At 74.2% G+C, this 23,293-nt stretch carries 20 protein-coding genes and 1 tRNA gene; 9 read left to right on the plus strand and 12 right to left on the minus strand.

The annotated features are described in order from the left end of the window. Nucleotides 1–251: 251 nt before the first annotated feature. The 3 genes from KBZ10_RS19460 to KBZ10_RS19470 all read left to right on the plus strand — a co-directional run bounded on the left by KBZ10_RS19460 (nucleotide 252) and on the right by KBZ10_RS19470 (nucleotide 2,796). Nucleotides 252–1,337: an S-(hydroxymethyl)mycothiol dehydrogenase gene (locus tag KBZ10_RS19460; RefSeq protein ID WP_210988930.1), complete on the plus strand. Its 1,086-nt coding sequence runs from the start codon at nucleotides 252–254 to the stop codon at nucleotides 1,335–1,337. After that, nucleotides 1,337–2,065, plus strand: a complete 729-nt coding sequence (locus KBZ10_RS19465) for an MBL fold metallo-hydrolase (protein ID WP_210988931.1) — start codon at nucleotides 1,337–1,339, stop codon at nucleotides 2,063–2,065. The genes KBZ10_RS19460 and KBZ10_RS19465 overlap by 1 nt, the downstream gene beginning before the upstream one ends. A 233-nt stretch (nucleotides 2,066–2,298) precedes the next feature. Further along, the gene (locus KBZ10_RS19470) at nucleotides 2,299–2,796 is read left to right on the plus strand and encodes a hypothetical protein (RefSeq protein ID WP_210988932.1); all 498 of its coding nucleotides are present in this window, start codon (nucleotides 2,299–2,301) and stop codon (nucleotides 2,794–2,796) included. Between the two features lie 167 nt (nucleotides 2,797–2,963). On the opposite strand, the gene KBZ10_RS19475 is transcribed toward KBZ10_RS19470, so the two are convergent. The 3 genes from KBZ10_RS19475 to KBZ10_RS19485 all read right to left on the minus strand — a co-directional run bounded on the left by KBZ10_RS19475 (nucleotide 2,964) and on the right by KBZ10_RS19485 (nucleotide 6,352). Beyond that, a complete protein-coding gene (locus KBZ10_RS19475; protein WP_210988933.1) occupies nucleotides 2,964–3,788 on the minus strand; it encodes an intradiol ring-cleavage dioxygenase in 825 nt (274 codons plus the stop codon). Between the two features lie 562 nt (nucleotides 3,789–4,350). Further along, nucleotides 4,351–5,433, minus strand: coding sequence for a triphosphoribosyl-dephospho-CoA synthase (locus KBZ10_RS19480; protein ID WP_210988934.1), 1,083 nt, complete (start codon nucleotides 5,431–5,433; stop codon nucleotides 4,351–4,353). Nucleotides 5,434–5,821: 388 nt separating this feature from the next. Further along, the gene (locus KBZ10_RS19485) at nucleotides 5,822–6,352 is read right to left on the minus strand and encodes a GNAT family N-acetyltransferase (protein WP_210988935.1); all 531 of its coding nucleotides are present in this window, start codon (nucleotides 6,350–6,352) and stop codon (nucleotides 5,822–5,824) included. Nucleotides 6,353–7,074: 722 nt separating this feature from the next. Here KBZ10_RS19485 and KBZ10_RS29605 point away from each other — a divergent pair. Beyond that, nucleotides 7,075–8,697 carry a glycosyltransferase family 39 protein gene (locus tag KBZ10_RS29605; RefSeq protein WP_307847513.1) on the plus strand — a complete coding sequence of 541 codons (1,623 nt, stop codon included), beginning with the start codon at nucleotides 7,075–7,077 and terminating at the stop codon, nucleotides 8,695–8,697. A gap of 134 nt (nucleotides 8,698–8,831) precedes the next feature. Here KBZ10_RS29605 and KBZ10_RS19495 read toward each other — a convergent pair whose 3' ends face one another. After that, nucleotides 8,832–9,215, minus strand: coding sequence for a lamin tail domain-containing protein (locus KBZ10_RS19495; protein ID WP_307847517.1), 384 nt, complete (start codon nucleotides 9,213–9,215; stop codon nucleotides 8,832–8,834). 98 nt (nucleotides 9,216–9,313) lie between these two features. Here KBZ10_RS19495 and KBZ10_RS19500 point away from each other — a divergent pair, with 98 nt between their 5' ends. Continuing rightward, complete coding sequence (locus tag KBZ10_RS19500) at nucleotides 9,314–10,114, plus strand: phosphotransferase enzyme family protein (protein ID WP_210988937.1); 801 nt, start codon at nucleotides 9,314–9,316, stop codon at nucleotides 10,112–10,114. Nucleotides 10,115–10,351: 237 nt separating this feature from the next. Here the strand turns inward: KBZ10_RS19500 and KBZ10_RS19505 are convergent. Continuing rightward, nucleotides 10,352–10,424, minus strand: a tRNA-Thr gene (locus KBZ10_RS19505). A 533-nt stretch (nucleotides 10,425–10,957) separates the two neighbouring features. On the opposite strand from KBZ10_RS19505, the gene KBZ10_RS19510 reads away from it, so the two are divergent. The 3 genes from KBZ10_RS19510 to KBZ10_RS19520 all read left to right on the plus strand — a co-directional run bounded on the left by KBZ10_RS19510 (nucleotide 10,958) and on the right by KBZ10_RS19520 (nucleotide 13,777). Next, a complete protein-coding gene (locus KBZ10_RS19510) occupies nucleotides 10,958–12,094 on the plus strand; it encodes an ABC transporter ATP-binding protein (protein ID WP_210988938.1) in 1,137 nt (378 codons plus the stop codon). 252 nt (nucleotides 12,095–12,346) lie between these two features. Further along, nucleotides 12,347–12,769: a hypothetical protein gene (locus KBZ10_RS19515; protein ID WP_210988939.1), complete on the plus strand. Its 423-nt coding sequence runs from the start codon at nucleotides 12,347–12,349 to the stop codon at nucleotides 12,767–12,769. Nucleotides 12,770–13,033: 264 nt separating this feature from the next. After that, a complete protein-coding gene (locus KBZ10_RS19520) occupies nucleotides 13,034–13,777 on the plus strand; it encodes a nucleotidyltransferase family protein (RefSeq protein ID WP_210988940.1) in 744 nt (247 codons plus the stop codon). Nucleotides 13,778–13,967: 190 nt separating this feature from the next. Here KBZ10_RS19520 and KBZ10_RS19525 read toward each other — a convergent pair whose 3' ends face one another. The 7 genes from KBZ10_RS19525 to KBZ10_RS19555 all read right to left on the minus strand — a co-directional run bounded on the left by KBZ10_RS19525 (nucleotide 13,968) and on the right by KBZ10_RS19555 (nucleotide 21,856). After that, a complete protein-coding gene (locus KBZ10_RS19525) occupies nucleotides 13,968–15,935 on the minus strand; it encodes a DoxX family protein (RefSeq protein WP_210988941.1) in 1,968 nt (655 codons plus the stop codon). Between the two features lie 154 nt (nucleotides 15,936–16,089). Then, nucleotides 16,090–17,040, minus strand: coding sequence for a 23S rRNA (guanosine(2251)-2'-O)-methyltransferase RlmB (gene rlmB, locus KBZ10_RS19530; RefSeq protein ID WP_210988942.1), 951 nt, complete (start codon nucleotides 17,038–17,040; stop codon nucleotides 16,090–16,092). Nucleotides 17,041–17,328: 288 nt separating this feature from the next. After that, a complete protein-coding gene (gene cysS, locus KBZ10_RS19535; protein ID WP_210988943.1) occupies nucleotides 17,329–18,744 on the minus strand; it encodes a cysteine--tRNA ligase in 1,416 nt (471 codons plus the stop codon). A 152-nt stretch (nucleotides 18,745–18,896) separates the two neighbouring features. After that, on the minus strand, nucleotides 18,897–19,301 hold the full coding sequence (locus tag KBZ10_RS19540; protein ID WP_210988944.1) for a PPOX class F420-dependent oxidoreductase: 405 nt from the start codon (nucleotides 19,299–19,301) through the stop codon (nucleotides 18,897–18,899). Between the two features lie 258 nt (nucleotides 19,302–19,559). Then, entirely contained in the window at nucleotides 19,560–20,093 is a 534-nt protein-coding gene (ispF, locus tag KBZ10_RS19545) for a 2-C-methyl-D-erythritol 2,4-cyclodiphosphate synthase (protein WP_210988945.1), read from the minus strand. Beyond that, nucleotides 20,083–20,910 carry a 2-C-methyl-D-erythritol 4-phosphate cytidylyltransferase gene (gene ispD / locus KBZ10_RS19550; RefSeq protein ID WP_210988946.1) on the minus strand — a complete coding sequence of 276 codons (828 nt, stop codon included), beginning with the start codon at nucleotides 20,908–20,910 and terminating at the stop codon, nucleotides 20,083–20,085. The genes ispF and ispD overlap by 11 nt, the downstream gene beginning before the upstream one ends. A 463-nt stretch (nucleotides 20,911–21,373) precedes the next feature. Next, a complete protein-coding gene (locus KBZ10_RS19555) occupies nucleotides 21,374–21,856 on the minus strand; it encodes a CarD family transcriptional regulator (RefSeq protein ID WP_003953493.1) in 483 nt (160 codons plus the stop codon). 606 nt (nucleotides 21,857–22,462) lie between these two features. Here KBZ10_RS19555 and KBZ10_RS19560 point away from each other — a divergent pair. After that, nucleotides 22,463–23,140, plus strand: coding sequence for a DUF461 domain-containing protein (locus KBZ10_RS19560; protein ID WP_210988947.1), 678 nt, complete (start codon nucleotides 22,463–22,465; stop codon nucleotides 23,138–23,140). The last annotated feature ends 153 nt before the right edge of the window (nucleotides 23,141–23,293 follow it).

Raw genomic sequence — 23,293 nt, forward strand, 5'->3', positions numbered from 1 at the left:
CGCGTGCGGTCCGCGTCGGGGGTGGGCGCCCTGCGGCTCGGTCCGGCGCCCCGCGCCGCTTCCCCTTCCGCCCGTCCCGGCCATGCGGCTGTTCCGTTCCGCCCGCTCCGCGTACCAGACGCTCCGGTGCCCGCCTCCCGTACGCCCGGCCGGCCGGCCAGCCGGGCGCCGTTCGCCGGGCCGTTGGCCGCCCCTCCCGCCGGGTAGAGGTGAAGGGCGGGGCGGCCGAACGGTGAGAGAGAGGCGGTTACATGGCTCAGGAAGTGCGTGGCGTCGTGGCCCACACCAAGGGGGAACCGGTCCGGGTCGAGACCGTCCTGGTGCCCGACCCGGGGCCCGGTGAGGCGGTGGTGCGGGTGCAGGCGTGCGGGGTCTGCCACACCGATCTCCACTACCGCGACGGCGGGATCAACGACGAGTTCCCGTTCCTCCTCGGGCACGAGGCAGCCGGGATCGTGGAGACGGTGGGCGAGGGCGTCACCGATGTGGCCCCGGGCGACTTCGTGATCCTCAACTGGCGTGCGGTGTGCGGCACATGCCGGTCGTGCAAGCGCGGCCGGCCCTGGCACTGCTTCAACACCCACACCGCCGCACAGCCGCTGACGCTCGCCGACGGCACCGTGCTCACCGCCGCGCTGGGCATCGGCGCCTTCGCCGAGAAGACCCTCGTCGCGGCCGGCCAGTGCACCAAGGTCGACCCCTCCGCCTCCCCCGCCGCCGCCGGGCTGCTCGGCTGCGGCGTCATGGCGGGCCTCGGCGCCGCCCTCAACACCGGCCAGGTGGCGCGCGGTGACACGGTCGCCGTCATCGGCTGCGGCGGGGTCGGAAGCGCCGCCGTCGCGGGCGCCCGGCTGGCCGGCGCCTCGCAGATCATCGCGGTGGATCTGGACGAACGGAAGCTGGAGTGGGCCACCGGCCTCGGCGCCACCCACACCGTGCACGCCGGCACGGCCGACGTCGTCAGGAGCGTCCAGGAACTGACCGGCGGCTTCGGCGCGGACGTCGTCATCGACGCGGTGGGCCGTCCGGAGACCTACCACCAGGCCTTCTACGCCCGCGACCTGGCCGGGACCGTCGTCCTGGTCGGCGTGCCCACACCGGAGATGGTGCTGCAACTGCCGCTGCTCGACGTCTTCGGACGCGGCGGGTCCCTCAAGTCGTCCTGGTACGGGGACTGCCTGCCGGAACGGGACTTCCCGATGCTCATCGACCTCTATCTGCAGGGGCGGCTCGACCTGGACGCGTTCGTCAGCGAGACCATCGGGCTGGACGACGTCGAGGCCGCGTTCGACAAGATGCACCGCGGTGACGTGCTGCGGTCGGTGGTGCTGTTCTGATGGCCGGCTCCCCCGACTCCTCCAGTTCCCCCGGTTCCTCCGGCAGCCCCGGTTCCCCCGGATCCCCCGGATCCCCCGGATCCGGCGCGCTCCCGGCCGGCGGGGTGCGGATCGGCCACCTCGTCACCTCCGGCACCTTCTCCCTGGACGGGTCCACCTGGGAGGTGGACAACAACGTCTGGCTGGTCGGCGACGACCGCGAGGTGTACGTCATCGACGCGGCGCACGATGCGGAGGCCGTCCTCGCCGCGGTCGGCCGCCGCCGCCTGCTCGGGGTGGTCTGCACGCACGGGCACGACGACCACATCGACGCGGCACCCGAAGTGGCGGACCGCACCGGCGCCCCGGTCCTGCTGCACCCGGACGACAGGGTGCTGTGGGAGATGAGGCACCCGGACCGCCGGCCCGACGCGCCCCTCGCCGACGGCGACATCCTCACCGTCGGGGGCACGGAGCTGCGCGTGCTGCACACGCCCGGGCACAGCCCCGGGGCGGTCTGCCTGTACGCGGCCGGGCTGGGCACCGTCTTCTCCGGCGACACCCTCTTCCGGGGCGGGCCGGGCGCCACCGGACGCTCGTACTCCTCGTTCCCGCTGATCATCGACTCGATCCGGGACCGGCTGCTGACCCTGCCGCCGAAAACGGTGGTCCGCACCGGGCACGGCGACTCGACCACGGTGGGGGACGAGGCGCCGCATCTGGAGGAGTGGATCGAGCGGGGGCACTGAGCCGGCGGGCCGGAAGCGGAAAGCCCGGAGAGGAAGCCGGAAGCCGGAGTCCGGGAGTGGCCAAGCGCGGGTCCGGAGTGGCGCGCACCCCGGCCAGTCGGGCGGGGGCGTGTCTCCGGACCCGTTCCGGCCGGGCAAGCGGGGGGAGGACGGGCAGGGCCGGAGCGGACGGGGGCGGGGCGGGGTCCGTGGGCCCGGACGGAACGGTTCGCCGCCGTGGGACCATCGACCATGTGATCGACCTCGGCTACTCCCTCTCCCGCCGCTTCCCGGATCCTCCGCAGACGGACTACCGCACCGCCGATGTGCGGACCCTGCGGCATGATCTGTTCTGCGGTGATGTCTACCTCGCGGACACCAAGGCGGACCGGGAGCTGTCCACAGCCTGGGGATGGGTGCCCGTACTGGACTTCGCCTGGGCCCTGTGCGACATCGTCGAGCAGCTCGACCAGGATCCGCGCGGCAGCCGTTCGCACCGCCGTCACCACGCCGAGCTGGACTTCACCGAGTCCGCGGACCGGCTGCTCTTCGAGCGCCGGTTCGGCTGGGTCGACATCAGCGCCGACTGGCAGCCCGCCGGCGAACCCCCGCTGACCTTCGGTCACCCGGCGCTGCGCCGGGAGGCCCGGGACTTCCTCCAGGACGTCATCGCGGACCTCACGGACCTGCACGAAGGGCTCGCGGACAACCCCGTCGTCTGGGACCTCCTGGCGCGCTTCCCGCGCGTCTGAGTGCGTGTCCGCCCACTCCCGGAGAGCGAGCGGCCGGGGAAGCCCGGGCAGGGCGGGCGCCGGGATCCGCGCCGACCTCGCGGCCCTCGGCCGCCGGCCCGGAGCACCGGGTACCGGGCACCAGCGCCGGCCGTGACCGCCCACCGCATGGCCGCTACGCATGGCCGCTACGCGTTGACACCGATCGTCAGCGTCGCCGCGTAGCCCTCCGCGAGCGAGCCGCCGAGCTGCGTGAGCGTGAGGAGGCCGGAGGCCGAGCCGCCGCCGTCGTAGACGCCGTCGTCGTACAGGTGCGTCTCGGGGGTGGTGTTCTCCCGGTACGGGCCGGCTGCCTGCACGCGGGAGTTGATCTCCGGGTCGAAGTAGAGCTGGCCGGTGTGGACGATCTCGCCGCCCGTGTACGAACCGCCGTCGGGCGTGATGTCCGTGTGCACCCGCAGATGGGTGTGGACCGCACGGGAGGTGTAGTGGCCGGGCCAGACGGAGACCAACTCCACCTGGCCGTTCTCGTCGGTCACCGCCCCGCCGCGGCAGAAGGTGCCGTTGTCCTCCCCGGGATGGCCGTTGCGGCCGACGAAGCCGGAGTACTCCCCGAGGTGGTCGGCGTGCCAGAGCTCGACCAGGGCGCCCGGCAGCGGGGCGCAACCGGCGGACTGGTCGACGACGGTGAGCAGATAGTGCACCGGGAAGCCGGGCCTGTCCTCGCTGATCTCCCGGCGGATCAGTGCGCCGGCCAGCGCGTACGGGCCTTCGGTGACCTCCGCGGTGAGCGAGCAGACGCCCAGGCCGGAGGCATCGCCGGCGGAGGTCTCCACACCGGCGCCGCCGGACGGCCCGCCCCCCGCCGAGGCCATGCCGGCCAGGCCGAGCCCCGTGGCGGCCGCGGCGGCCGAGCCGCCGATGATGACCCGGCGGCGGCTGATCGGGCTCTTGCGCCGGTGCTTGCCCGTGTTCGCCCGCCGGGGGAACGGGAGTTGAGGGGTTTCTGTCATGGGCACGAAAGTAGAGCACACCCGTGAGCGGCGTTCACCGTCCCCCCGGGTTGCGGGCAACGGTACGACCGGACGCCGGTCACGGCCCGGCGTCGGCCACCCCCGGCACGGCACCGGCTCCCTCCGCCGGAGGGGGTAGCGGACGACCCGGCCTCCGTCCCGCCGCGCGGGGTACGGGACGACGCGGAACCCTCAGCCGGGCCACAGCTCGCCGACGGGCACGGGACCGCGGTCGCCGACGGGCGCGAGCCGCGGTTGCGCGCGGGCCCGTGCGGCATTCGCGGGGCACCGCGGACGCCGGGGACCGGACCGCACCGGGATCGGCGCCGGGACGGGCCGCCCACGGACGGGTGCGGAACGGCATGGAGAACGCCGAGCCGGGCGACGGCTCCCCCGCGGACGGTGCGATCCCCCTACGGGCACGTACGACGCCTCACCGCGAAACGCGCGCCCCGGTGACCGGAGCACGTCGCGCGCGCCGGGACCGGCCCGCCGGACGGGATACGGGACGACGCGGACCACTGAGCCGGGCGGCGGTTCGCCGGCGGGCGCGGGCTGCGCGTCAAGGGTGGGCGCGCAGTCCGGCGCCTCGGGGGCGGGCGCGGACCCCGGCGGCCGGACCGGAAACGGGACCGGCGGGGGCGGACGCGGCGGTTCTCACGGCCTGCTCGGCGTAGAGGGCCCCGGCCAGCAACGGCACGCTTCCCGCGGGGCTCAGCGCCTGCTCGCGGAGGTCGACGTCGAAGGCGGCCAGCGCCGCCCGTCCCGCCTCCGCCGCCGCGCCGCCCGCGTCCAGGACGGCGCGGGCGCCCGACTGGACCCGGCGCAGGCCGTGGGGCCCGGCCTCGTACAGCACGGTGGTGTCCTGCAGGGTGGACATGACGGTGAGCAGTGCGTCGAGCCGGGCGCTGGTCTCGTCCGCGCCGGCGTTCCGCGTCGTACGGAGCGCGTCGAGCGCCCGGCGCACGTGCGGCAGACCCGCGCGCGCCTCCCCCCGCGCGCCCGCCGCCCCGTAGCGAACGGAGACCGCCGAACCCCGGGAGGGGCGGAGGGGCGCGCCCCGGTCGCGGTGTACGGCAAGGCGTTTCACCACTGCGCCGAGTTCGCCGGGCGCGGCACCCGGCTCCAGCGCCGATGCCGCCACGAGCAGGCCCAGCACCCAGACCGCCCCGCGGTGGACCCGGGTGCCGCAGGCGGCGCGCCGCACGGTCCATTCCGTGGAGCGGCCGATGGCGCCCAGTTCGGCGCGGAGTTCCGGGGACGGCTCACCGGTTCGGCGCGCGGCCGCGGCCATGGCCGTGAGCCCGGGGGCGAGGGCCCCGGCGGCCCAGCGGAGGGCGCCCGGATCCGGGGTGGCGTGGCGGGCGGCGGAGGCGGGCGCGCGGGCGGCGGGGATACGGGCAGAGGCGGCACGGGGGCGAGCGGCGCGGGAATCAACGGCGCGGGAGCCGAGGTCCCGCACATCGAAGCCCCGGGCGCCGGGGTCCGGGTCGCGTGTATCGGTGAGGTTCGGTTTCGGGGTGAGGTCCACCGCGGCCACGACCGCCCGGATCGCCACCTCCGCGAGCCGTGCGTCCCGCGCGTCCACGAAGCGGCCGCGCCGCCCGCTTCCCCCGGCCGCCGCCCCGGCCGTCGACAGCACCATCGCCCCTCCCGCCCCCGCGCGCCCGGCCCGGCGGGCGTCCACCGGTGACGCGATCTTGAGGGTCGGGCGGGCATCCGGTCAACTCCCCCGTAGCAGAGACCACTTGGGGGCCGGACCTTGTTCTCCGGTCGGGAGCACGGACATTGCGGATTCCCCGGTGGGAACGGTGGAGTGGCCGCACCGCCACGGACCGTGCACCGCCGTACCCGGCAGCCCGAGGCGGGGGCGCGGTGGCCCGGCGACCGGGCAGGGACGGGCGGGGCGCGAAACGGCCCGTGCGCGCCGGCGAGGGCCGGGGCCGGAGGACCCGGAGCACCAGGCCCGAGGATCGGGGCCGCGCTCTTGCCCCGCCCCCGTCCTCCCCGCCTCGTCCTCCCCGGCCCGGGGCTCAGTGGCTGCCGGCCGGGTGTGCCGGGACCCCCCGGGCGCTCCCGGTCCGGCCGGCCACCTCGGCCGAGGCCAGACCGTCCAGGGCCTCGCCGGTCAGGCGGTAGCCCGTCCATTCCCGCATCGGAATCGCGCCCATCGCCTCGTAGAAGTCGATCGACGGCGTGTTCCAGTTCAGCACGGACCACTCCAGGCGCCCGTATCCCCGCTCCGTGCAGATGCGGGCCAACTCGGCGAGCAGGGCCTTGCCGTGGCCCCGGCCGCGTGCCTCCGGACGGACGTACAGGTCCTCGAGGTAGATGCCGTGTACCCCCTGCCAGGTGGAGAAGTTGAGGAACCAGAGCGCGAAGCCCTCCACCACACCGTCCGTCTCCGCGATGTGCGCGTAGGCGGCGGGGCGGTCACCGAAGAGCGCCTCGTGTATGTGCTGCTCGGTGGCGCGCACCTCGTGCCCGGCCTTCTCGTAGACGGCCAGCTCACGGATCATGGCGACGATGGCCGGGACGTCGCCGGCCGTGGCGGTACGAATCATGGGAACCAACCTACGGGCCCCGCCAGCGGGTCACCGGAGCGCCACCGTCCGTCACCGCGGGCGGCCCCTGCCCGCGCTGCCCGGCCGGCCCGCACCGCTCCGGGCGGAGCAGGACCGGGAGACCGGAATCCGGGAGGCGTCCGGCCGCCGGCGGCAGACTGAACCAGGGGCCCGCCAACCACGTCCCACACTCCGTGACTTATCCCCGGGAGGACGCCATCGGACGGCGCACCGACGCGGACGATGTGCCACCCGACGCGGCGGCCGCCACGGCAGACGCCGCTGAGGCCGGTGGTGGTCTCACGGGGCGTGCGGGGCTCGCCGGTCTCGCCGGTCTCCCCGGTGCAGGCACCGGTACCGGACGGAGCCTGCCGGAACAGCGCACGGCGTCGGACGCGCCATCGACGCCGCTCCCGTCGACCGCACCCGCACCCGCGCCCGCGCCCGCACCCACGCCTGAGGCGGCGCCGGAATCCGCACGGGCACCGGAACCCGCGCCGGCACCGGCCTCCTCGGGATCCGCGCCCCCGTCCGGCCCCCCGTCGTCCCCCTCACCCGGCAGCGCCACCATCACCGCCACCGCATCGCACGGGAGCGGACGACACGGACAGCGCGGGCACGGACACGGACACGGACACAGGCACGGGCACGGGCACGGGCACGGGCACGGGCGGGCCCGGGGTCTCGGCCTCCGGCGGGCGGCCGTTCTGTCTCCGGCCGCCGTGGCCCTGCTGCTCGGCCTCTGGGGTATCCGCCGGGAGAACAGCATGTGGCGGGACGAATCGGTGACGTACCAGGTCGCGCATCGTGAACTGCCGGACATCTGGCGGCTCCTGGGCGAGGTGGACGCCGTGCACGGCCTGTACTACCTGTTGATGAAGGCCGTGTTCACCCTCTGGGACGGCGGACTCGTCGCGCTGCGCCTGCCGTCCGTCCTGGCGACGGCGCTCGCCGCCGCCGGCGTCGCCGCCATCGCGCTCCGGTTCGCCGGGGCCCGGGCCGCCGCGTTCGCCGGGACGGCGTTCGCCGTCGTCCCGATGGTGCAGCACTATGCGCAGGAGGGGCGCTCATACGCCCTGGTCTGCGCGGCCGTCGTCTGGGCCTGCCACCTCCTGCTGCGGGGCGTGGAGGGTGGCGGCACCCGGGTCTGGGCGGCGTACGCGGGCACGGTGCTCGTCGCCGCCTGGCTGCACGAGTTCGCCGTCCTGGTGCTGGCCGCCCATGGCGTGACGCTGTTCCGGTCCGCCGCTCCCCCCGCGGCGCGCCGGGCCTGGCTGATCGCCTCGGGGGCCGTCGGTGCGGGGGTCCTGCCGCTGGCCCTGGTGAGCGCCGGGCAGGCGGAACAGCAGCTCGGCTGGCTCAGCCGGCCGGGACTCGGCGCGTGGCTGGCCTACTTGGGGCTGTCCGCGGCGGGCTGGGCCTGCGCGCGAGCCCTGCCGACGACGCCCGCCCGGCGCATGCCGCCAGGCGACCGGGCGCGGAGACCACCGGACCGTACGAAACGGCCGGCGCTGGAGCAGTGGGAGCAGTCGGAGCCACCGAGGGAATCCGAAAGCTCCGGGAAATCCGTGCGCGCCGGGGGATCCATGCCCCCCGGGGGAACCGGACGGGCGACATCCGGCGCCCTTCCGCCACCGCCCCCCGCCGTCCGCCCGGCAGACCTGGCGCTGCCGCTGCTCGTCGTCCCGACCGGGCTGCTGATGACGGTCTCCCTGATCAAGCCGTGGTACGTCGACCGCTACGTCCTCTACGGCACGGCCGGTCTCGCGCTCCTCCTGGGCCTCTGCCTGGACCGCGCCGCGGCCCCGGCGATCCTGGGCCGGCTCCTCCCCCGGCGTCCCGTCCGGATCGTGGCCGTGGCCGGCTGCGCGGCGGGGCTGGCTGCCGTCCTTCTCCCCTGGTCACTTCTGGTCCGTTCCCCGGAGAGCCGCAAGGACGACGTGGTGGCGGTCGCGGAAGCCGTACGGGAAGCGGCGGCCCCCGGTGACGCCGTGCTGTTCATGCCGGCCCGGCGCCGGGAGTGGCTGCTGTCCTTCCCGGACGTCCACGCCGGCGTCGAGGACCTGGCGCTGCGGCAGAGCCCCGCGGCCTCCGCGACCCTCCAGGGCACGGAGCTCCCGGCGGACGAGATACGCCGGCGCGTCCTGGCGGCGGACCGGGTCATCGCCCTCACGGACCCGGAGGGACAGCCGCTCGACGCGTCCCCCGGGGAAGCCGTGAAGCGCGAGGTGCTGCACGCCCACTTCCGCCGGTGCGCCCCGGTCCGGGTACGCGGCGCGCGCATCGTCGTCTACGTGCGCACGGGCGCCTGCGGCGTTCGGGACCGGCCCGGCCGACCGGGCTGACCGCGGCTTCCGCACCGCCTCGGCAGGCCGCACGGCGCGAGGAACGGGGGGAACACAACGAGGCACCCGCCGCCCGACGGGAACCGGGCCGGCTCCCGTCGGGCGGAGCGTCCCGGTCGGGCCGGCGCCCCCGGTCAGTGGAAACGTATGTATCCGTTACGGTCGGAATCCGGGCCGCCCCTGGTGTACGCGTGGACGTCCGACCGGCTGCCCGAGGGCTTGTACAGGTGGATGGTGTCGCGGTCGTTGTTCCACGGGAAAGCGCAGTTGTCGCGGTGGACGACGTTGTACGTGTCGGAGTCGTTGCCGCGTCCACCACGAAGCTTCACGTGGTCGCCGGGCTGCAAGTCGTGATGGGCGGAGAAGGCGAAGCGATTGCCGGCGGCGTCCTTGACCGCGTAGTTCTTGAGGTTGATCGTCGCCCTGGACGAGTAGTTCTTGATCGTCAGGTACGCGTCGCGGGTGTTGCCGGAGACGGGCGGAGCCGCGCCTCCCCCGGCGTGGCGGAGGCCCAGGATTGCGCACGCAGTACCGGCTCCCGTCACAGTCGCTCATCCATGAGGAAATCCAGACATCAACAGTCGGGAAACGCACGCGAGGGGCTGCATCCGAACCGGTGGGTATCGACGGCCTCCCCCTCCCCGTGACCATGCGGGGATGCGGCCATCTGCGGAATCTTGTACGGGCTTGGGGCGACGTCCATGTCGTCGACCGCCTGCCGGGCGGCAACCGCAATGAGGTCCTGGAGGTGCGACGCGGCGTCGAGAGGCTGGTGGCGCGGCGCAGCAGAAGAGAGCCTGCGGCCCTCGCCTGGGAACTGGATCTGCTGGAGTATCTGGACGGCCACGGGTTCACAGTCCCTGCCGTGGTGCCCGCCATGGACGGCCGCCGCCACGTCGACGGTGCCGTGGTCCAGCGCTGGTTGGACGGCGGCCCACCGGGTCCCGGGGACTGGCCGGCCGTCACGGCCGAACTGCGGCGGCTGCACGCCCTCACCCGGGGGTGGCCCCAACGACCCGGTTTCCGTTCGACCAGGGATCTCCTCCACCGCGACCGCGGCGGCGACATCGACCTGACCGCCATGCCGGATGAGGCCGTGGTGGCCTGCCGCAACGCCTGGCGGAAGCTGGAGGCCACCCCGTCGGCCGTCGTGCACGGCGATCCGGCCGCCGCGAACATCCGCGTCACCGGACACGGCATCGGATTCCTCGACTGGGACGAGGCCCGCGTCGACCACACCGACCTCGACCTGGTCGGCCTGGCCGTCCTGCCCGTCGAGACCCTGCCACCGCACCGACTGGCCCGGGCCCGGGCCGCCATCCACGCCTGGGAGGCCGCGAACGCCTGGCTCATCGAGCCCGCGTACGCACGCAAGCGCCTTGCGCAACTGACCTCGGGCGCGGGCAGAGTTCCCTGAACCGGAGGAACGGACGAACGGACCACGGCAGGCCGCCCAGGGGTGACGTCGAGCCGAAACCGACTGAGCCCCGCCGGGCTGTTCACCGCCCCCGCAGGATCCGCGCCCACTGAGCTCGGCGCCTGATCGCAGCCGGAGGGGCAGGCACCGACCTCACACGTACAGAACGCGTACGCCCGCCGGGGCATCACCTGGCGGGCAGTGATCAACTGGTCCCTGACCAGCACTGGAAGTCAGAGCCGACTGTCGGGTTCGAACCGACGACCTTCGCTTTACAAGAGCGGTGCTCTACCAGCTGAGCTAAGTCGGCGTTGCGCGTGGTCGCGCGAAAGCGGCTCCACTGTACACAGAGGGCCACTGCGCGGGCCACGCCATGGGGGGCGCGGCGGCCGGCTGCGCGGGCCCCGGCCTCCGGCACGGCGTGTATCGGGGCAGATTCCGGCGTCTCTGTGGAGGCCGGACGGGTTCGGTCGAGGGCCGCGCGGGCTTCGGCCGGTGGCCGAAAGAGCTCGGGCGGGGACCCGGCCGGGACCAGCCCGGGACCAGCCCGGGGCCGGGCAGGGGCCGGGCAGGGGCCGGGCAGGGGCCGGGCAGGGGCCGGGCAGGGGCCGGGCAGGGGCCGGGCAGGGGCCGGGCAGGGGCCGGGCAGGGGCCGGGCAGGGGCCGGGCGGGCTTGCGGGAGTGGTCGCTCTCCGAGGGCCGGGATCTTTCGCAACCCAATCGGTACTGACAAAGCCTCGCCCTACGGATAGCGTCAAGCCAGCGGTCCGCGGTCTCGCGGGCCCCACATCACCTTTACTCGGATCGTCCGGCACGTTCCTGCCGGTGAAGGGACACATCACCATGGCTACGGTCACGTTCGACAACGCCACGCGCATCTATCCGGGCTCGGAGAAGGCGGCGGTCGACAAGCTCAACATCGACATCCAGGACGGCGAATTCCTCGTCCTCGTCGGCCCCTCCGGCTGCGGAAAGTCCACCTCCCTGCGGATGCTGGCCGGCCTGGAGGACGTCAACAGCGGCGCGATCCGCATCGGTGAGCGCGACGTCACCCACCTCCCGCCGAAGGACCGGGACATCGCCATGGTGTTCCAGAACTACGCGCTCTACCCGCACATGACCGTCGCCGACAACATGGGCTTCGCGCTCAAGATCGCCGGCGTCAACAAGGCGGAGATCCGCAAGAAGGTCGAGGACGCCGCCAAGATCCTCGACCTCACCGAGTACCTGGGCCGTAAGCCGAAGGCGCTCTCCGGCGGTCAGCGGCAGCGTGTGGCGATGGGCCGCGCCATCGTGCGCGAGCCGCAGGTGTTCCTCATGGACGAGCCGCTGTCGAACCTCGACGCCAAGCTCCGCGTCTCCACCCGCACCCAGATCGCGGGTCTGCAGCGCCGCCTCGGCATCACCACGGTCTACGTCACCCACGACCAGGTCGAGGCCATGACCATGGGCGACCGGGTGGCGGTCCTCAAGGACGGTCTGCTCCAGCAGGTCGACTCCCCGCGCAACATGTACGACCGCCCGGCCAACCTCTTCGTCGCCGGCTTCATCGGCTCCCCCGCGATGAACCTCATCGAGGTGCCCATCACCGACGGTGGTGTCAAGTTCGGCAACAGCGTCGTGCCGGTCTCGCGCGAGGCCCTGAGCGCCGCGTCCGCCCACGGCGACCGTACGGTGACCGTCGGCGTGCGCCCCGAGCACTTCACCGTCGTCGAGAGCAACGGTGGTGCCGCCCAGTCGCTCTCCAAGGAGTCGGAGGCCGCCCCCGCCGGACTCGCGGTGGACGTGAACGTCATCGAGGAGACCGGTGCCGACGGCTACATCTACGGCACCGTGGATGTCGGCGGCGCGTCCAAGGACCTCGTCGTCCGGGTCAGCAGCCGCGCGGTTCCGGAGAAGGGTTCCACGGTCCACGTCGTGCCCAGCCCGGGCGAGATTCACGTCTTCGCGACCTCCACCGGCGAGCGCCTCGCCGACTGAGTTCCGCCCGCCCCGGCTGCTCGACGGCGGCGGTGCCGTACCCCCGGCGGGTGCGGCACCGCCGCCGTTTTTCCGCATACGGGCCCGGGTGCGCGGGAGTTGATCCAGTCGGCCGGGGAGGGCGCGGCGGAAGACGTACGGACGGCCAACGGCGGCAGCGGACGTCAACCGGGAGCGGGCGGGCTCGCCGGTCCGTCACTCACCGGAGTGACCAATTGTCACCATGTCATCGCTCCCGGCTACCATCGCGGCGTGAACACCGTAGCCAGCCGAATCGGCCGCAGTCTCGCCCTCGTTCTGCCCGTCGTGCTCGTCCTCTCCGGCACGCTCGCCGTCACGCGCGTCGCCTGGTCGACCTCCGAGCCGGAGTCCGTGCTCGCCGCCTCCTCGGCGCGGGCGTCCAGCGCCGCCGCGCCGCGTGCCGCCCACGAACTGCTACGCGACCGGCTCGTCGCCGAACTCCGGGAGCGGGATCCGGGCGTGGCGCTCACCACCCTCCAGGAGGAGGTCAACCGGCGCCCGTCGCTGGCCGCGCACTGCGTCTCCCTCGCGCGGGCGCTCGGGCGCGCGGCCGTCGCCAAGTACGGGCCGCGCGGAGCGCAGAAGTTCTCCCGGCCGGTGTGCGACACGGCGTTCGCCTCCGGCGTGGCCCAGCAGGCGCACCGGGGACGCTGAGCCGAGCGGTCCGGCCGTCCGCGCCGGCCGCGCCCGCACCGGCCGCGCCCGCGCCGGCCGCGCAGGGCCCGCCCCCGCAGGCCGGTCCGAGGCGGGGCCGGGAGCCCGGTCCGGGCCGGGAGCCCGGTCCGGGCGGCGTCGCGGACCGGGCGGTCCAGCAGGCGCCCCCGTGAGCATCCGTCAACGGCACCCCGCGCCCAGGACATTCCCCGGGCGCGGCCGTGTACCGTCGGCCCCTTCGGCGCCTCGCCTATCGTGCGCCTCATGACTCACCCCACCCAAGCCGTGCTCCTGGCCGGCGGCCAGGGGACACGGCTGCGTCCGTACACCGACGACCGGCCCAAGCCCATGGTCGAGATCCCCGGCACCGGGACACCGATCATCGGCCACCAACTGGACTGGCTCGCCGACGAGGGCGTCACGGACGTGGTCGTCGCCTGCGGCCATCTCGCCGAGGTCCTCCAGGACTGGCTGACCGCCGCCGCCGGCCGGCTTCCGCTGCGCGTCACCACCGTCGTCGAGAAGGAACCGCTGGGCCGCGGCGGCGGACTCAAGTACGCCGCCGGCTCGCTCCCCCACCCGGACCGGCCCTGGTACGCCGCCAACGCGGACATCTGGACGCGCTTCCCGCTCCGTGACATGGCCGCCTTCCACCAGGAGCGCGACGCCGAGGCCACCCTCGCGCTGGCCCGGCCGCGCATCCCCTGGGGTGTGGTCGAGACCGACGCGTTCGGGCACGTCCTCGACTTCATCGAGGCTCCCCCGTCGCCCTACCCCGTCAACGCCGGGGTCTACGTCTTCTCTCCCTCCTTCGCCGCCCTCCTGCCGGATCGGGGCGACCACGAGCGGACCACCTTCCCCCGGCTCGCCCGGCAGCGGCGGCTGGCCGGCTATCCGCTGCCGCAGGGCGTGTACTGGCGCGCCATCGACACGGCGAAGGACCTGGAGAAGGCCGCGGAGGAACTGGCCACCGTACGCAAGGCCGCCCCCGGCGGAGGCCGCGCGTAACGTGCGGTTGGCCACCAGCCGTCGCCCACAGCGCACCGCCTGCCCGCCCGCTGCCGCTCCTGCCGGCTTGGAGCAGCGAACGGCTCCGCACACCGGAACGGCTCACCGTCTTCGTGACGGTGAGCCGTTGGCCGGTGCGGGGCCGGCGCCGGTGACGCCGCTTGTCCTACCGCGTCGGCCGCCTGCGTGATCAGCCCAGCAGGCCGCCCAGTGCTCCGCGGCCACCGCCCGATGTCCCTCCACCGGATCCGCCACCACCCGCCGAGCCGCCGCCCGCACCGCCGCCGGCGCCGCCCGACGCGTCACCGCCGTCCGGGCCCGTGTCCGGCGCGCCTCCGCTGCTGCCCGCCGAGGAGGGGCCGGTCGTCCCCGCGGCCGGCGGTTCCGGAGCGAACGTCGGCTGCGGTGGCGCCTCCTGGCTGCCCTCCGTCGCCCCTTGTGTGGGCTGCGCGTGGTCGTCCCCGCTCTCGGCCGCGTCCGCGGAGTCCCGCGCCGACGGTGAGGTGGAGGGGTCCGTCGCCCGGTCGTCCTCCCGGGTGCCCGGGCCTTCCGTCGCCCCGCCCTCCGCTCGGCTCTCCTCCGCGGAGCGGTCCGGCAGCGGTGAACCGGGCAGATGATTGCGCGGGGTCTCGCCGGGGCCGCTGGGCACGGTCGTCAGATCCGTGGACCGGACCGCTCCGCCCAGCATCGCCCCGGTGACCAGTGACCCTCCCACGGCGATGGCCGCCATCACCGAACCGCGCCGCAGCACCCGCCCGCGCAACTCCCGGACGTCCACCCGCGGGCCCAGCCGCCGCCAGGCCTCGCTCGCCAGCCGGCCGTCCAGGGAGTAGACCGGTGCCCCCGCGATGATCAGCGGGCTCCAGGCGGCGAGATACAGCATGTCCGGCGCCTCGTAACCGACCGCACCGCGCCAGCTGACGGTCAGCAGCAGGGCGGCCGACACCAGGGCACCGACGGACGCGGCGAGCCGCTGCCAGAGGCCGCAGACGGTCAGCACCCCCACCACGATCTGCAGGAACGCCACCGTCAGCCCGGAGCCGACCGGGTGCGCCAGCGCGAAGTCGTGCAGCGGGGCCGCGACGCCGGAGGGCTCCAGTGTGCGCAGCCGGTTGACGAGCGAGCCGCGCTCCCCGCCGTCGAAGTAGACGGGGTCGCAGAGCTTGCCCATCCCCGCGTAGACGGAGATGAAGCCGAGGAGGATGCGCAGCGGCAGCAGGACGACACCCAGGTTCATGCGGCGGCCGGGGTAGTACGCGTGCCGGACCGTGCCGGCGCCGCCCGGCCGGTGCCCGTCGCCCGGCTCCTCCTCGCCGGGGGCGTGGGCGTCGTCCTCGTGGTGTTGTCCCGGCGTGCCGTACCGGTCGGTGTGCACGCCGTACGGGGTGGTGTCGTCGAGGGCGAGGGGGTCCCGGTCCCAAGAGCCGTACGGGGCGGGCGAGGTGCGCGGGCCCGGGGGGGCGTCCGCTGCACCGTCCGGGCCGTACGGATCGTCCGGGCCGTACGGATCGTCCGAGCGCTTCGGCGGGCGGTGGCCGTACGGCAGCGGGTACGGCGGTGTCGGCGGTCCGTGGTCGGATGCGCCGGGCGCCGGCTCCGTGCCGCCCGGCGGCCCGCCCGGCAGCCGGGGGACGCGCTGTCCGTGAGCGGTCGGCCGAGGCCGGGTGTGGTCCCCGGGACGGATACCGGGGAGGAGTTGAGTGGTGTCGTCGGGTCCGCTCCGGCCGCCCGGGCTCCGGCCGTCCCCCGGGGCCGGCCCGGTCGTGTCGAGGAGGCGCGTGGGGACCCCGCCCGCGTAGTGGTGGCCGGTGAGGCCGGCGCCCGCGAGGCCGGCGGCGGGGTGGTGCGCGGCCCGGGAGCGCCGCGCTCCGGAGGTCTCCGCAGGCTCCGTGGCGCGGCCGCTCCGCACCGCCGGAGCCCTGTTCCCCGCCGCGGGGACGGAGCCGGCCGCGGGGACCGGGGTCACGCGCGTGAAGCGGGCCGGGGCCGGCACCCGCAGGCGGGTCGGCGGCGCGGCGAGCTGCACCCGGAAGCTGGCCTGGTTGACGGCGACCTGAGCCGGGTCGCACGGCACCTTCACCGTGCTCCACGGCGGCTCTTCGTCGAAGCCCTGCGAGCGTCCCCCGGGAGGACGGTGTGTTGTGGTCTCCACACTCATCTAACCGAGTGACGGCCGGTTAAGACACTGCCGCCGCCGCCCTGATCTGTCCGAGACCCGTCAAGATCCTTCAGGGGCTCGACCGGCGGGAACGGCAGCCAACCGGCCCCGTCCGGCGGGCAGTCGGCCCCCGGAACGGGTCGCCGCACACCGGTCAGGCCCGGCGGCTCGCCGCCTCGTACAGGACCACTCCCGCCGCCACACCGGCGTTGAGGGACTCCGCACCGCCCGGCATCGGGATGCGCACCAGCAAGTCGCAGGTCTCGCCCACCAGCCGGGACAGGCCCTTCCCCTCGCTGCCGATCACGATCACGACCGGGCCGTCGAGCACCTCGACCTCGCCGAGCTCCGTATCACCGTCGCCGGACAGGCCCACGACCATGAGTCCGGCCTTCTGGTACGACTCCAGCACCCGCGTCATGTTCGCGGCGCGCGCCACCGGCGTACGGGCCGCGGTACCCGCCGACGTCTTCCAGGCCCCGGCGGTCATTCCGGCCGCGCGCCGCTCCGGCACGACGACGCCGTGGCCCCCGAAGGCGGAGACCGAGCGGACGATGGCGCCCAGGTTGCGCGGGTCGGTGATGCCGTCGAGGACGACGATCAGCGGGTCCTCGCCGGCGTCCTGCGCCGCGGCGAGCAGGTCGTCCGGGTGCGCGTAGTCGTACGGCGGGACCTGGAGGACGAGGCCCTGGTGGTTGAGGCCGTTCGTCATCCGGTCGAGCTCGGGGCGCGGCGCCTCCATGAGGTTCATGCCGCTCTCGGTGGCGAGCTGGATCGCCTCGCGCACGCGCTCGTCGCTGTCGATGTACTGCTGGACGTAGAGGGTGTTGGCGGGCACGCCCTCGCGCAGCGCCTCGGCGACCGAGTTGCGGCCGACGACCAGCTCATTGGTGCCCTTGGGGCCGCCGCGCCGGGGTGCGGGACGGCGGGCGGCCTGCTTGGCCCTGGCGTTGGCGATGCGGTTCTTCACATGCCCCTTGCGGGCGGACGCGGGCGGGGTCGGGCCCCTGCCCTCCAGTCCCTTGCGGCGCTGCCCGCCGCTGCCGACCTGCTGGCCCTTCTTGTTGCTGGTGCGACGGTTCCTGCGCTGGCTGTTGCCGGCCATGGTTCACCTGGTCTTTCCTCGGCCGTCCTGGCGACTGCCTGCTCGGATGCGTGTGTACGTCAGTACGCGGGTGTGGTGGTGCGTGGTGCGTGGTGCGTGCGTGGTGCCTGTGTGGTGCCTGTGTGGTGCGTGCGGCGCCGCGCGGTTGCCCGGGCGCTGCGGGGCGGATGGTGGCGGGTGGTGGCGGTGCGCACAGGGTGGCCGTGCGCGGTGCGCCCCCTCCAGCATGCCAAGAGCCGTGCGAAGCCCCTCCGGCGGACCGGGTCCCTCCGGCGGACCGGGTGTCCGTCAGCGGGAGCCGAGGCTCCAGCGGGGGCCCGACGGGGTGTCCTCAATGCTGAGACCGGACTCCTGGAGCCGGTCCCGGATGGCGTCGGCGGTCGCGTAGTCCTTGCGGGACCGGGCGGCCTGCCGCTGTTCGAGCACCAGGTGGACGAGGGAGTCCACCACGCCGTGCAGATCGGCGGCCGACTCCGCCGCGCCGCCCGCGCCCGCCCCGGACCACCGGGGGGCCAGCGGGTCGAGACCCAGCACACCGAGCATCGCACGGAGCTCGGCGAGCCGGGCGGCCACCGCCTCCTTGTCACCGTCGGCCAGCGCGGTGTTGCCGTTGCGGACGGTGGTGTGGACGATGGCGAGGGCCTGCGGCACGCCCAGGTCGTCGTCCATCGCCTCGGCGAAGTCCCCCGGCACCTCGGCGGCCGGCTCGACCGGGCCGCCGGCCAGCTCCACCGCACGCTGCACGAAGCCCTCGATCCGCCCGAAGGCCGCCTCCGCCTCCTGCAGCGCCTCCTCGGCGTATTCGATGGTGGAGCGGTAGTGCGGGGTGCCGAGGTAGTAACGGAGCACGATGGGGCGCCAGCGCTTGACCATCTCGGAGACCAGCACCGAGTTGCCCAGCGACTTGGACATCTTCTCGCCGCTCATCGTCACCCAGGCGTTGTGCGCCCAGTACCCGGCGAAGTCGTCGCCGTACGCCTTGGCCTGGGCGATCTCGTTCTCGTGGTGCGGAAAGACGAGGTCGACTCCGCCGCCGTGGATGTCGAAGGCCTCGCCGAGGTACTTGTGGGCCATGGCCGAGCACTCCAGGTGCCAGCCGGGGCGGCCGGGGCCCCACGGGGTCTCCCAGCTCGGCTCGCCGGGCTTGGCGGCCTTCCACATGGCGAAGTCGCGGGGGTCGCGCTTGCCCGTCTCGCCCTCGCCGGAGGGCTGGAGGAGGTTGTCCAACTGCTGGTTGGAGAGCGCGAGATAGCCCTCGAAGCTGCGGACGTCGAAGTAGACGTTGCCGTCGGCCGCGTAGGCGTGGCCCCGGTCGATGAGGCCGCGCATCATCTCGATCATCTCGGGGATGTGACCGGTGGCGCGGGGCTCGTAGGTCGGGGCGAGGCAGCCGAGGGCGTCGTACGCGGCGTTGAAGGCCCGCTCGTTGCGGTAGCCGATCGACCACCAGGGCTCGCCGGACTCCGCCGCCTTGGTGATGATCTTGTCGTCGATGTCGGTGACGTTGCGGATGAACGTCACCTCGTAGCCGCGGTACTCCAGCCAGCGGCGCATGATGTCGAAGTTGAGCCCCGAGCGGACGTGCCCGATGTGCGGGGGCGCCTGTACGGTCGCGCCGCACAGGTAGATCGAGACCCGGCCCGGGCTGAGCGGGGTGAAGTCACGGATCTGCCGGGCGCCGGTGTCGTACAGCCGAATAGTCACCCGCCCAGGGTACTGAGTTTTCCCGGTCCTTCCGGACGGGCTCCGCGGACCGCGGGACGGCCCCGCGGTCCGCGGTCCGCCGTTCCTCCCGGCGCGACGGACGGGCCGCACGGGCCGGGGACTTCCCCGGCCCTCCCGGCCCGTCCGTCGGCTCAGAGCCCGCCGGCGACCTTGCGGGGTGTGACGCGGACGACGATCCGGGGCCCGTCCTCGCCGGCCGCGGGGTTGAACTCGGCGTACCGCTTGCCGGTGTACTTGAGCGACAGTTCGTCGATCAGCTCCGGGCCGCCCTCCTCCGTGATGGACACCTCGCCGCGGATCTCGCCGTAGCGGTACGGGTCCTCCGGGTGGGTGACCAGCACACTGATCCGCGGGTCGCGGCGGAGGTTCTTCTCCTTGCGGCGGCCGACGGTCGTCGAGATCAGCACGTCGTCGCCGTCACGCTTCACCCAGACCACGGAGACCTGCGGGCTGCCGTCGGGCTGGACCGTGGCCACGGACGCGAAGACGGGGGAGTCGAGGACCTGCTTGAGTTCGTCGGAGAGTGCGGTCGGCACCGGGTTTCCTTCCCTCGGGACGTACGGATGTACGGACGTGCGGGGCACACACCCGGCCCCCCGGAGGCCGCACGGCCCCGTGCACGGGCGCGGGCCCGCGGCTGCGGGCGGGCCGGCCGGACGGCGGCGGGAGGCCGCCACCGCTGCCCCTTCCCGCTGATGCCTTCCCGGGCCCGTGCACGGAACACATGGCGGCCCGGAGGAGGCATCCGTCCGGCGGCAGCCGGGAACGCCGCGGGACGCCGGGACGCCGCCGGTTCAGCCCGCGTCCGGGAACACCAGGGCCGTGGCCAGGGCGGCCAGCCCTTCGGCGCGGCCCGTCAGCCCGAGGCCGTCCGTCGTCGTCCCGGAGACGGAGACCGGTGCGCCGACCGCGGCGGAGAGCACCTTCTGGGCCTCCTCCCGCCGTTGGCCGATCTTCGGCCGTACGCCGATGACCTGAATCGCCACATTGCCGATGCCGAAACCCGCTCCCCGGACGATCCGGGCCGCCTCGCCCAGCAGCGTCAGGCCGGAGGCGCCGGACCACTCGGGCCGCCCGGTGCCGAAGTGGGTGCCGAGATCGCCGAGTCCGGCCGCGGAGAAGAGGGCGTCGCAGGCCGCGTGGGCGGCGACGTCGCCGTCGGAGTGCCCGGCGAGGCCGTCCCCGGCGTCCTCCCAGAGCAGGCCGGCGCACCACAGTTCGCGGCCGGCCTCGAAGGCGTGCACGTCGGTGCCCACACCGACCAGCGGCAGCCGGAAGGCCGGGGGTCCGGGGGCCGCGGGGCCGGGCGTCGTCGGATCAGTAGCCATCGGTGGCCCTCCTGCGGGCGAGTACGGCCTCGGCGAGCACGAGGTCCAGCGGGCGCGTCACCTTGAACGCCTCCTCGTGGCCGGGCACGACCACGACCGGCAGCCCGAGCCGTTCGACCAGCCCGGCGTCGTCCGTCGCGCCCTCGCCCTCGGGTGCGCTCTTCTCGTGGGCGCGGGCGAGGGTCTCTCGGTCGAAGCCCTGCGGGGTCTGCACGGCGCGCAGCCGGACACGCTCGGGCGTGCCGAGAACGGTTTCCGGACCGCCGTCGGCGCGGGGCTCGACCTCCTTGACGGTGTCGGCGAGCGGCAGCGCCGGTACGACGGCGGGTGCGCCGCCCCGTACGGCGGCCGCGACGGCGTCGACGGTCTCCACGGGCACGAGCGGGCGCGCCGCGTCGTGGACGAGGACGTCGGTGATGCCGGCGGGCAGCGCGGCGAGGCCGAGGCTCACGGATTCCTGGCGGGTGGAGCCGCCCGGGACCACCGCGACCTCGGTGGTGCCGGCCGGCACGTGGTCGTCGAGGAGGGTGCGCACCTCGGCGGCGCCGTCGGGCGGTGCGACCACGACGACCAGCGAGACGGCGCGCGAGCGGGCCATGGCGCGGACGGCGTGGACGAGCATCGGGGTGCCGCCCAGGGTCCGCAGCGCCTTGGGGGCACCCGGTCCGAGGCGTACGCCGCGACCGGCCGCGGGGATGATCGCGGCGGTGCGGCGCGGGGGCCGCGCCGGCCCGGCCTCCGTGTGCGGGTCCGGGCCGGGGTGGAGGCCCGGGCCGGGGTGGAATGGGGTGGCGGGAGAAGTCGTTGAAGAGGACATCGGATTAGCGTTCAGGTTTGCTTCCTCGGCCGACGTGGGTATGGCCACAGCGTGCCAGGCTCGGCGCCTCGGTCGGTCCCTTCCGTGACAGCCCGACCGGGGAGCCTGCCCGGGCCCGGCACGCCTTGAGCGGTCCGGAGGCGCCGGGCGATCGGGCCGGTGGCGCGGCGGGGGTTCTCTTCCCGGGCTGGGTCCTGTGACTGTGGGGCTGGTGTGCACCCCCGGTTGCGGGAGGTACTGCGGAGCCGTCCGAAACCCGGGGCGCACGCCCGGAAGCGGACGATCAGCGAAAGACGGCAACGGCCCGCGGGGCTGGGCCGGAGGGGGCGAGCATGCCGCAGCGCCCGGCGACGGACCGACGTCACCCGGGCACCACGGCATTGCTGTTCCGCTGCTGCCGGGGGTTGCGCATCACCGGCTGACGCGCCTCCCTGCCGACGGGAGCGGCCCCGTTTCAGGAGGCTCAGGAGGCAAGGACCTCGTCGAGCAGAGCCTCGGCCTTGTCCTCGTTCGTGTTCTCCGCGAGAGCGAGCTCGCTCACCAGGATCTGGCGGGCCTTGGCGAGCATCCTCTTCTCACCGGCGGAGAGTCCGCGCTCACGCTCACGGCGCCAGAGGTCGCGAACGACCTCGGCGACCTTGATCACGTCGCCGGACGCGAGCTTCTCGAGATTTGCCTTGTAGCGTCGGGACCAGTTGGTCGGTTCTTCCGCGTAGGGTGCGCGCAGCACCTCGAAGACCCGGTCCAGCCCGTCCTGGCCGACCACGTCGCGTACACCGACGAACTCCGCGTTGTCCGCCGGAACGCGGACCGTCAGATCGCCCTGGGCGACCTTCAGCACCAAGTAGGTCTTGTCCACGCCTTTGATCTGGCGAGTTTCGATGGCCTCGATCAGCGCGGCCCCGTGATGGGGATAGACCACGGTGTCGCCAACCTTGAACGTCATGTGACAGGTACCCCTTCCGTGGCTATCCAGAGTAACACGGGAACGTGGTGTTCTGAATGGCGTTTTCGCAGGTCAGGGCGCATCTCCGGGCTTGACAACACGGCCCGGGACGTGCTGCGGAGGGCCCGGGAAAGCGGGTATTCGCAGGTCGGGACGGCTCTCCGGGTGGCGCGAAACCCCTCGGCCGCACGCCCCCGACCTTCTTCCGATCCGGCGGAACATCCCGAAATGTCGGAATCCGGGTGGAGGATTTCCGCTACTCCGTTCAGCTCCGGGGCCCGCTCCCGGCCGGTTTCGGAATTGATCGGCGAAGGACCACCGCACGCCCCGGCGCGCCACGGGCCGCCCGAATTCCGGACCACCGCACATTCACCGCCGATAACCGCGGCGACGAGGTGCGGGAACGGTATTCGGCAGCGCCGCAGGTGGCCCCCGGTTCCGGGCTGCTCGGTCGCGGGAGCGGGTCGGGTGCGGCAGCGAAGGGGCGGATCGGTAATCTGGCCCCGCTGACACACCCCGGGCGGCCCTGGCGCCGCCCCCGCCGTCCATCCGCGTCCGGGCGAAGCCGTTCGGCCGCCGTAGCTCGTCCTAGGAGAAGCCGCCGCCGTGAGCCGCAGCCTTCGACGCGGCATCCTCGCCGCCACCACCGTCGCGATCTCGCTCCTCACCGTCTCCGCGTGCGGGGCCGGGAACGAGGCCGGCACGAACCAAGTCAGTCCCGACAACGCCAGTGCGTCCGTCGGCAAGATCAAAATTCAGAACGTCAATGTGATCACCCAGGCGGAGGGCTCCGAGGGGCCGGCCGTCGTCTCGGCCAAGATCTTCAATACCGGTGGCACCGCCCAGACCCTCGAGTCCGTGACGGTCTCCCGGCAGGACGTCAAGGCCGAACTGTCCCCCGCCAAGGGCTCCGGCCCGGTGACCGTCCCGGCCCACGGCTCGGTGATCCTGTCGGGCAAGGGCAATGCCGCCGCGGAACTCGAGAGCCCGGAGGTCGAGGAGGGCGGCGTCACGCCGGTGGTCTTCACACTCAGCGGCACCGGCGACATCAAGGTCGACGCCGTGGTCATGCCCGCGGACGGCTACTTCGAGCGCTTCGGCCCGAGCGCACAGCCGACGCAGTCGCCCACGGCCACGCCGAGCAAGTCGCCGGAGGACACCGAGAGCCCGTCGGAGTCCGAGACCGCCACGGAGTCCCCCGCCGGCGACGAGAACGCGGGCGCCGGCACCCGGGAGGACGTCGCCAACGGAGACGAGGAGCCGCAGGGCGCCGCGGGTCACTGATCCGTACGGCGCGGGGCGCCGGCCCCACGGCGACCCGTACGGCACGGGTTCCGGCCGCCCGCAACGGCATCCCCGCCGGCGGGCGCCGGCCGGGAACCGCCGCGGGGGCCCCCCCCCCCCCCATGTGCGGGGTGGCGGGGCGCCCCGGCGGGT

This window comes from Streptomyces sp. F63 (genome assembly GCF_018070345.1).
Classification (GTDB): domain Bacteria; phylum Actinomycetota; class Actinomycetes; order Streptomycetales; family Streptomycetaceae; genus Streptomyces.

Coding starts and splice junctions, on each gene's coding strand:
- KBZ10_RS19460 (WP_210988930.1), top strand. CDS start 252: ATGGCTCAGGAAGTGCGTGGCGTCGTGGCCCACACCAAGGGGGAACCG.
- KBZ10_RS19465 (WP_210988931.1), top strand. CDS start 1,337: ATGGCCGGCTCCCCCGACTCCTCCAGTTCCCCCGGTTCCTCCGGCAGC.
- KBZ10_RS19475 (WP_210988933.1), bottom strand. CDS start 3,788: ATGACAGAAACCCCTCAACTCCCGTTCCCCCGGCGGGCGAACACGGGC.
- KBZ10_RS19480 (WP_210988934.1), bottom strand. CDS start 5,433: ATGGTGCTGTCGACGGCCGGGGCGGCGGCCGGGGGAAGCGGGCGGCGC.
- KBZ10_RS19485 (WP_210988935.1), bottom strand. CDS start 6,352: ATGATTCGTACCGCCACGGCCGGCGACGTCCCGGCCATCGTCGCCATG.
- KBZ10_RS19510 (WP_210988938.1), top strand. CDS start 10,958: ATGGCTACGGTCACGTTCGACAACGCCACGCGCATCTATCCGGGCTCG.
- KBZ10_RS19520 (WP_210988940.1), top strand. CDS start 13,034: ATGACTCACCCCACCCAAGCCGTGCTCCTGGCCGGCGGCCAGGGGACA.
- KBZ10_RS19525 (WP_210988941.1), bottom strand. CDS start 15,935: ATGAGTGTGGAGACCACAACACACCGTCCTCCCGGGGGACGCTCGCAG.
- rlmB (WP_210988942.1), bottom strand. CDS start 17,040: ATGGCCGGCAACAGCCAGCGCAGGAACCGTCGCACCAGCAACAAGAAG.
- ispF (WP_210988945.1), bottom strand. CDS start 20,093: ATGGCTACTGATCCGACGACGCCCGGCCCCGCGGCCCCCGGACCCCCG.
- ispD (WP_210988946.1), bottom strand. CDS start 20,910: ATGTCCTCTTCAACGACTTCTCCCGCCACCCCATTCCACCCCGGCCCG.
- KBZ10_RS19555 (WP_003953493.1), bottom strand. CDS start 21,856: ATGACGTTCAAGGTTGGCGACACCGTGGTCTATCCCCATCACGGGGCC.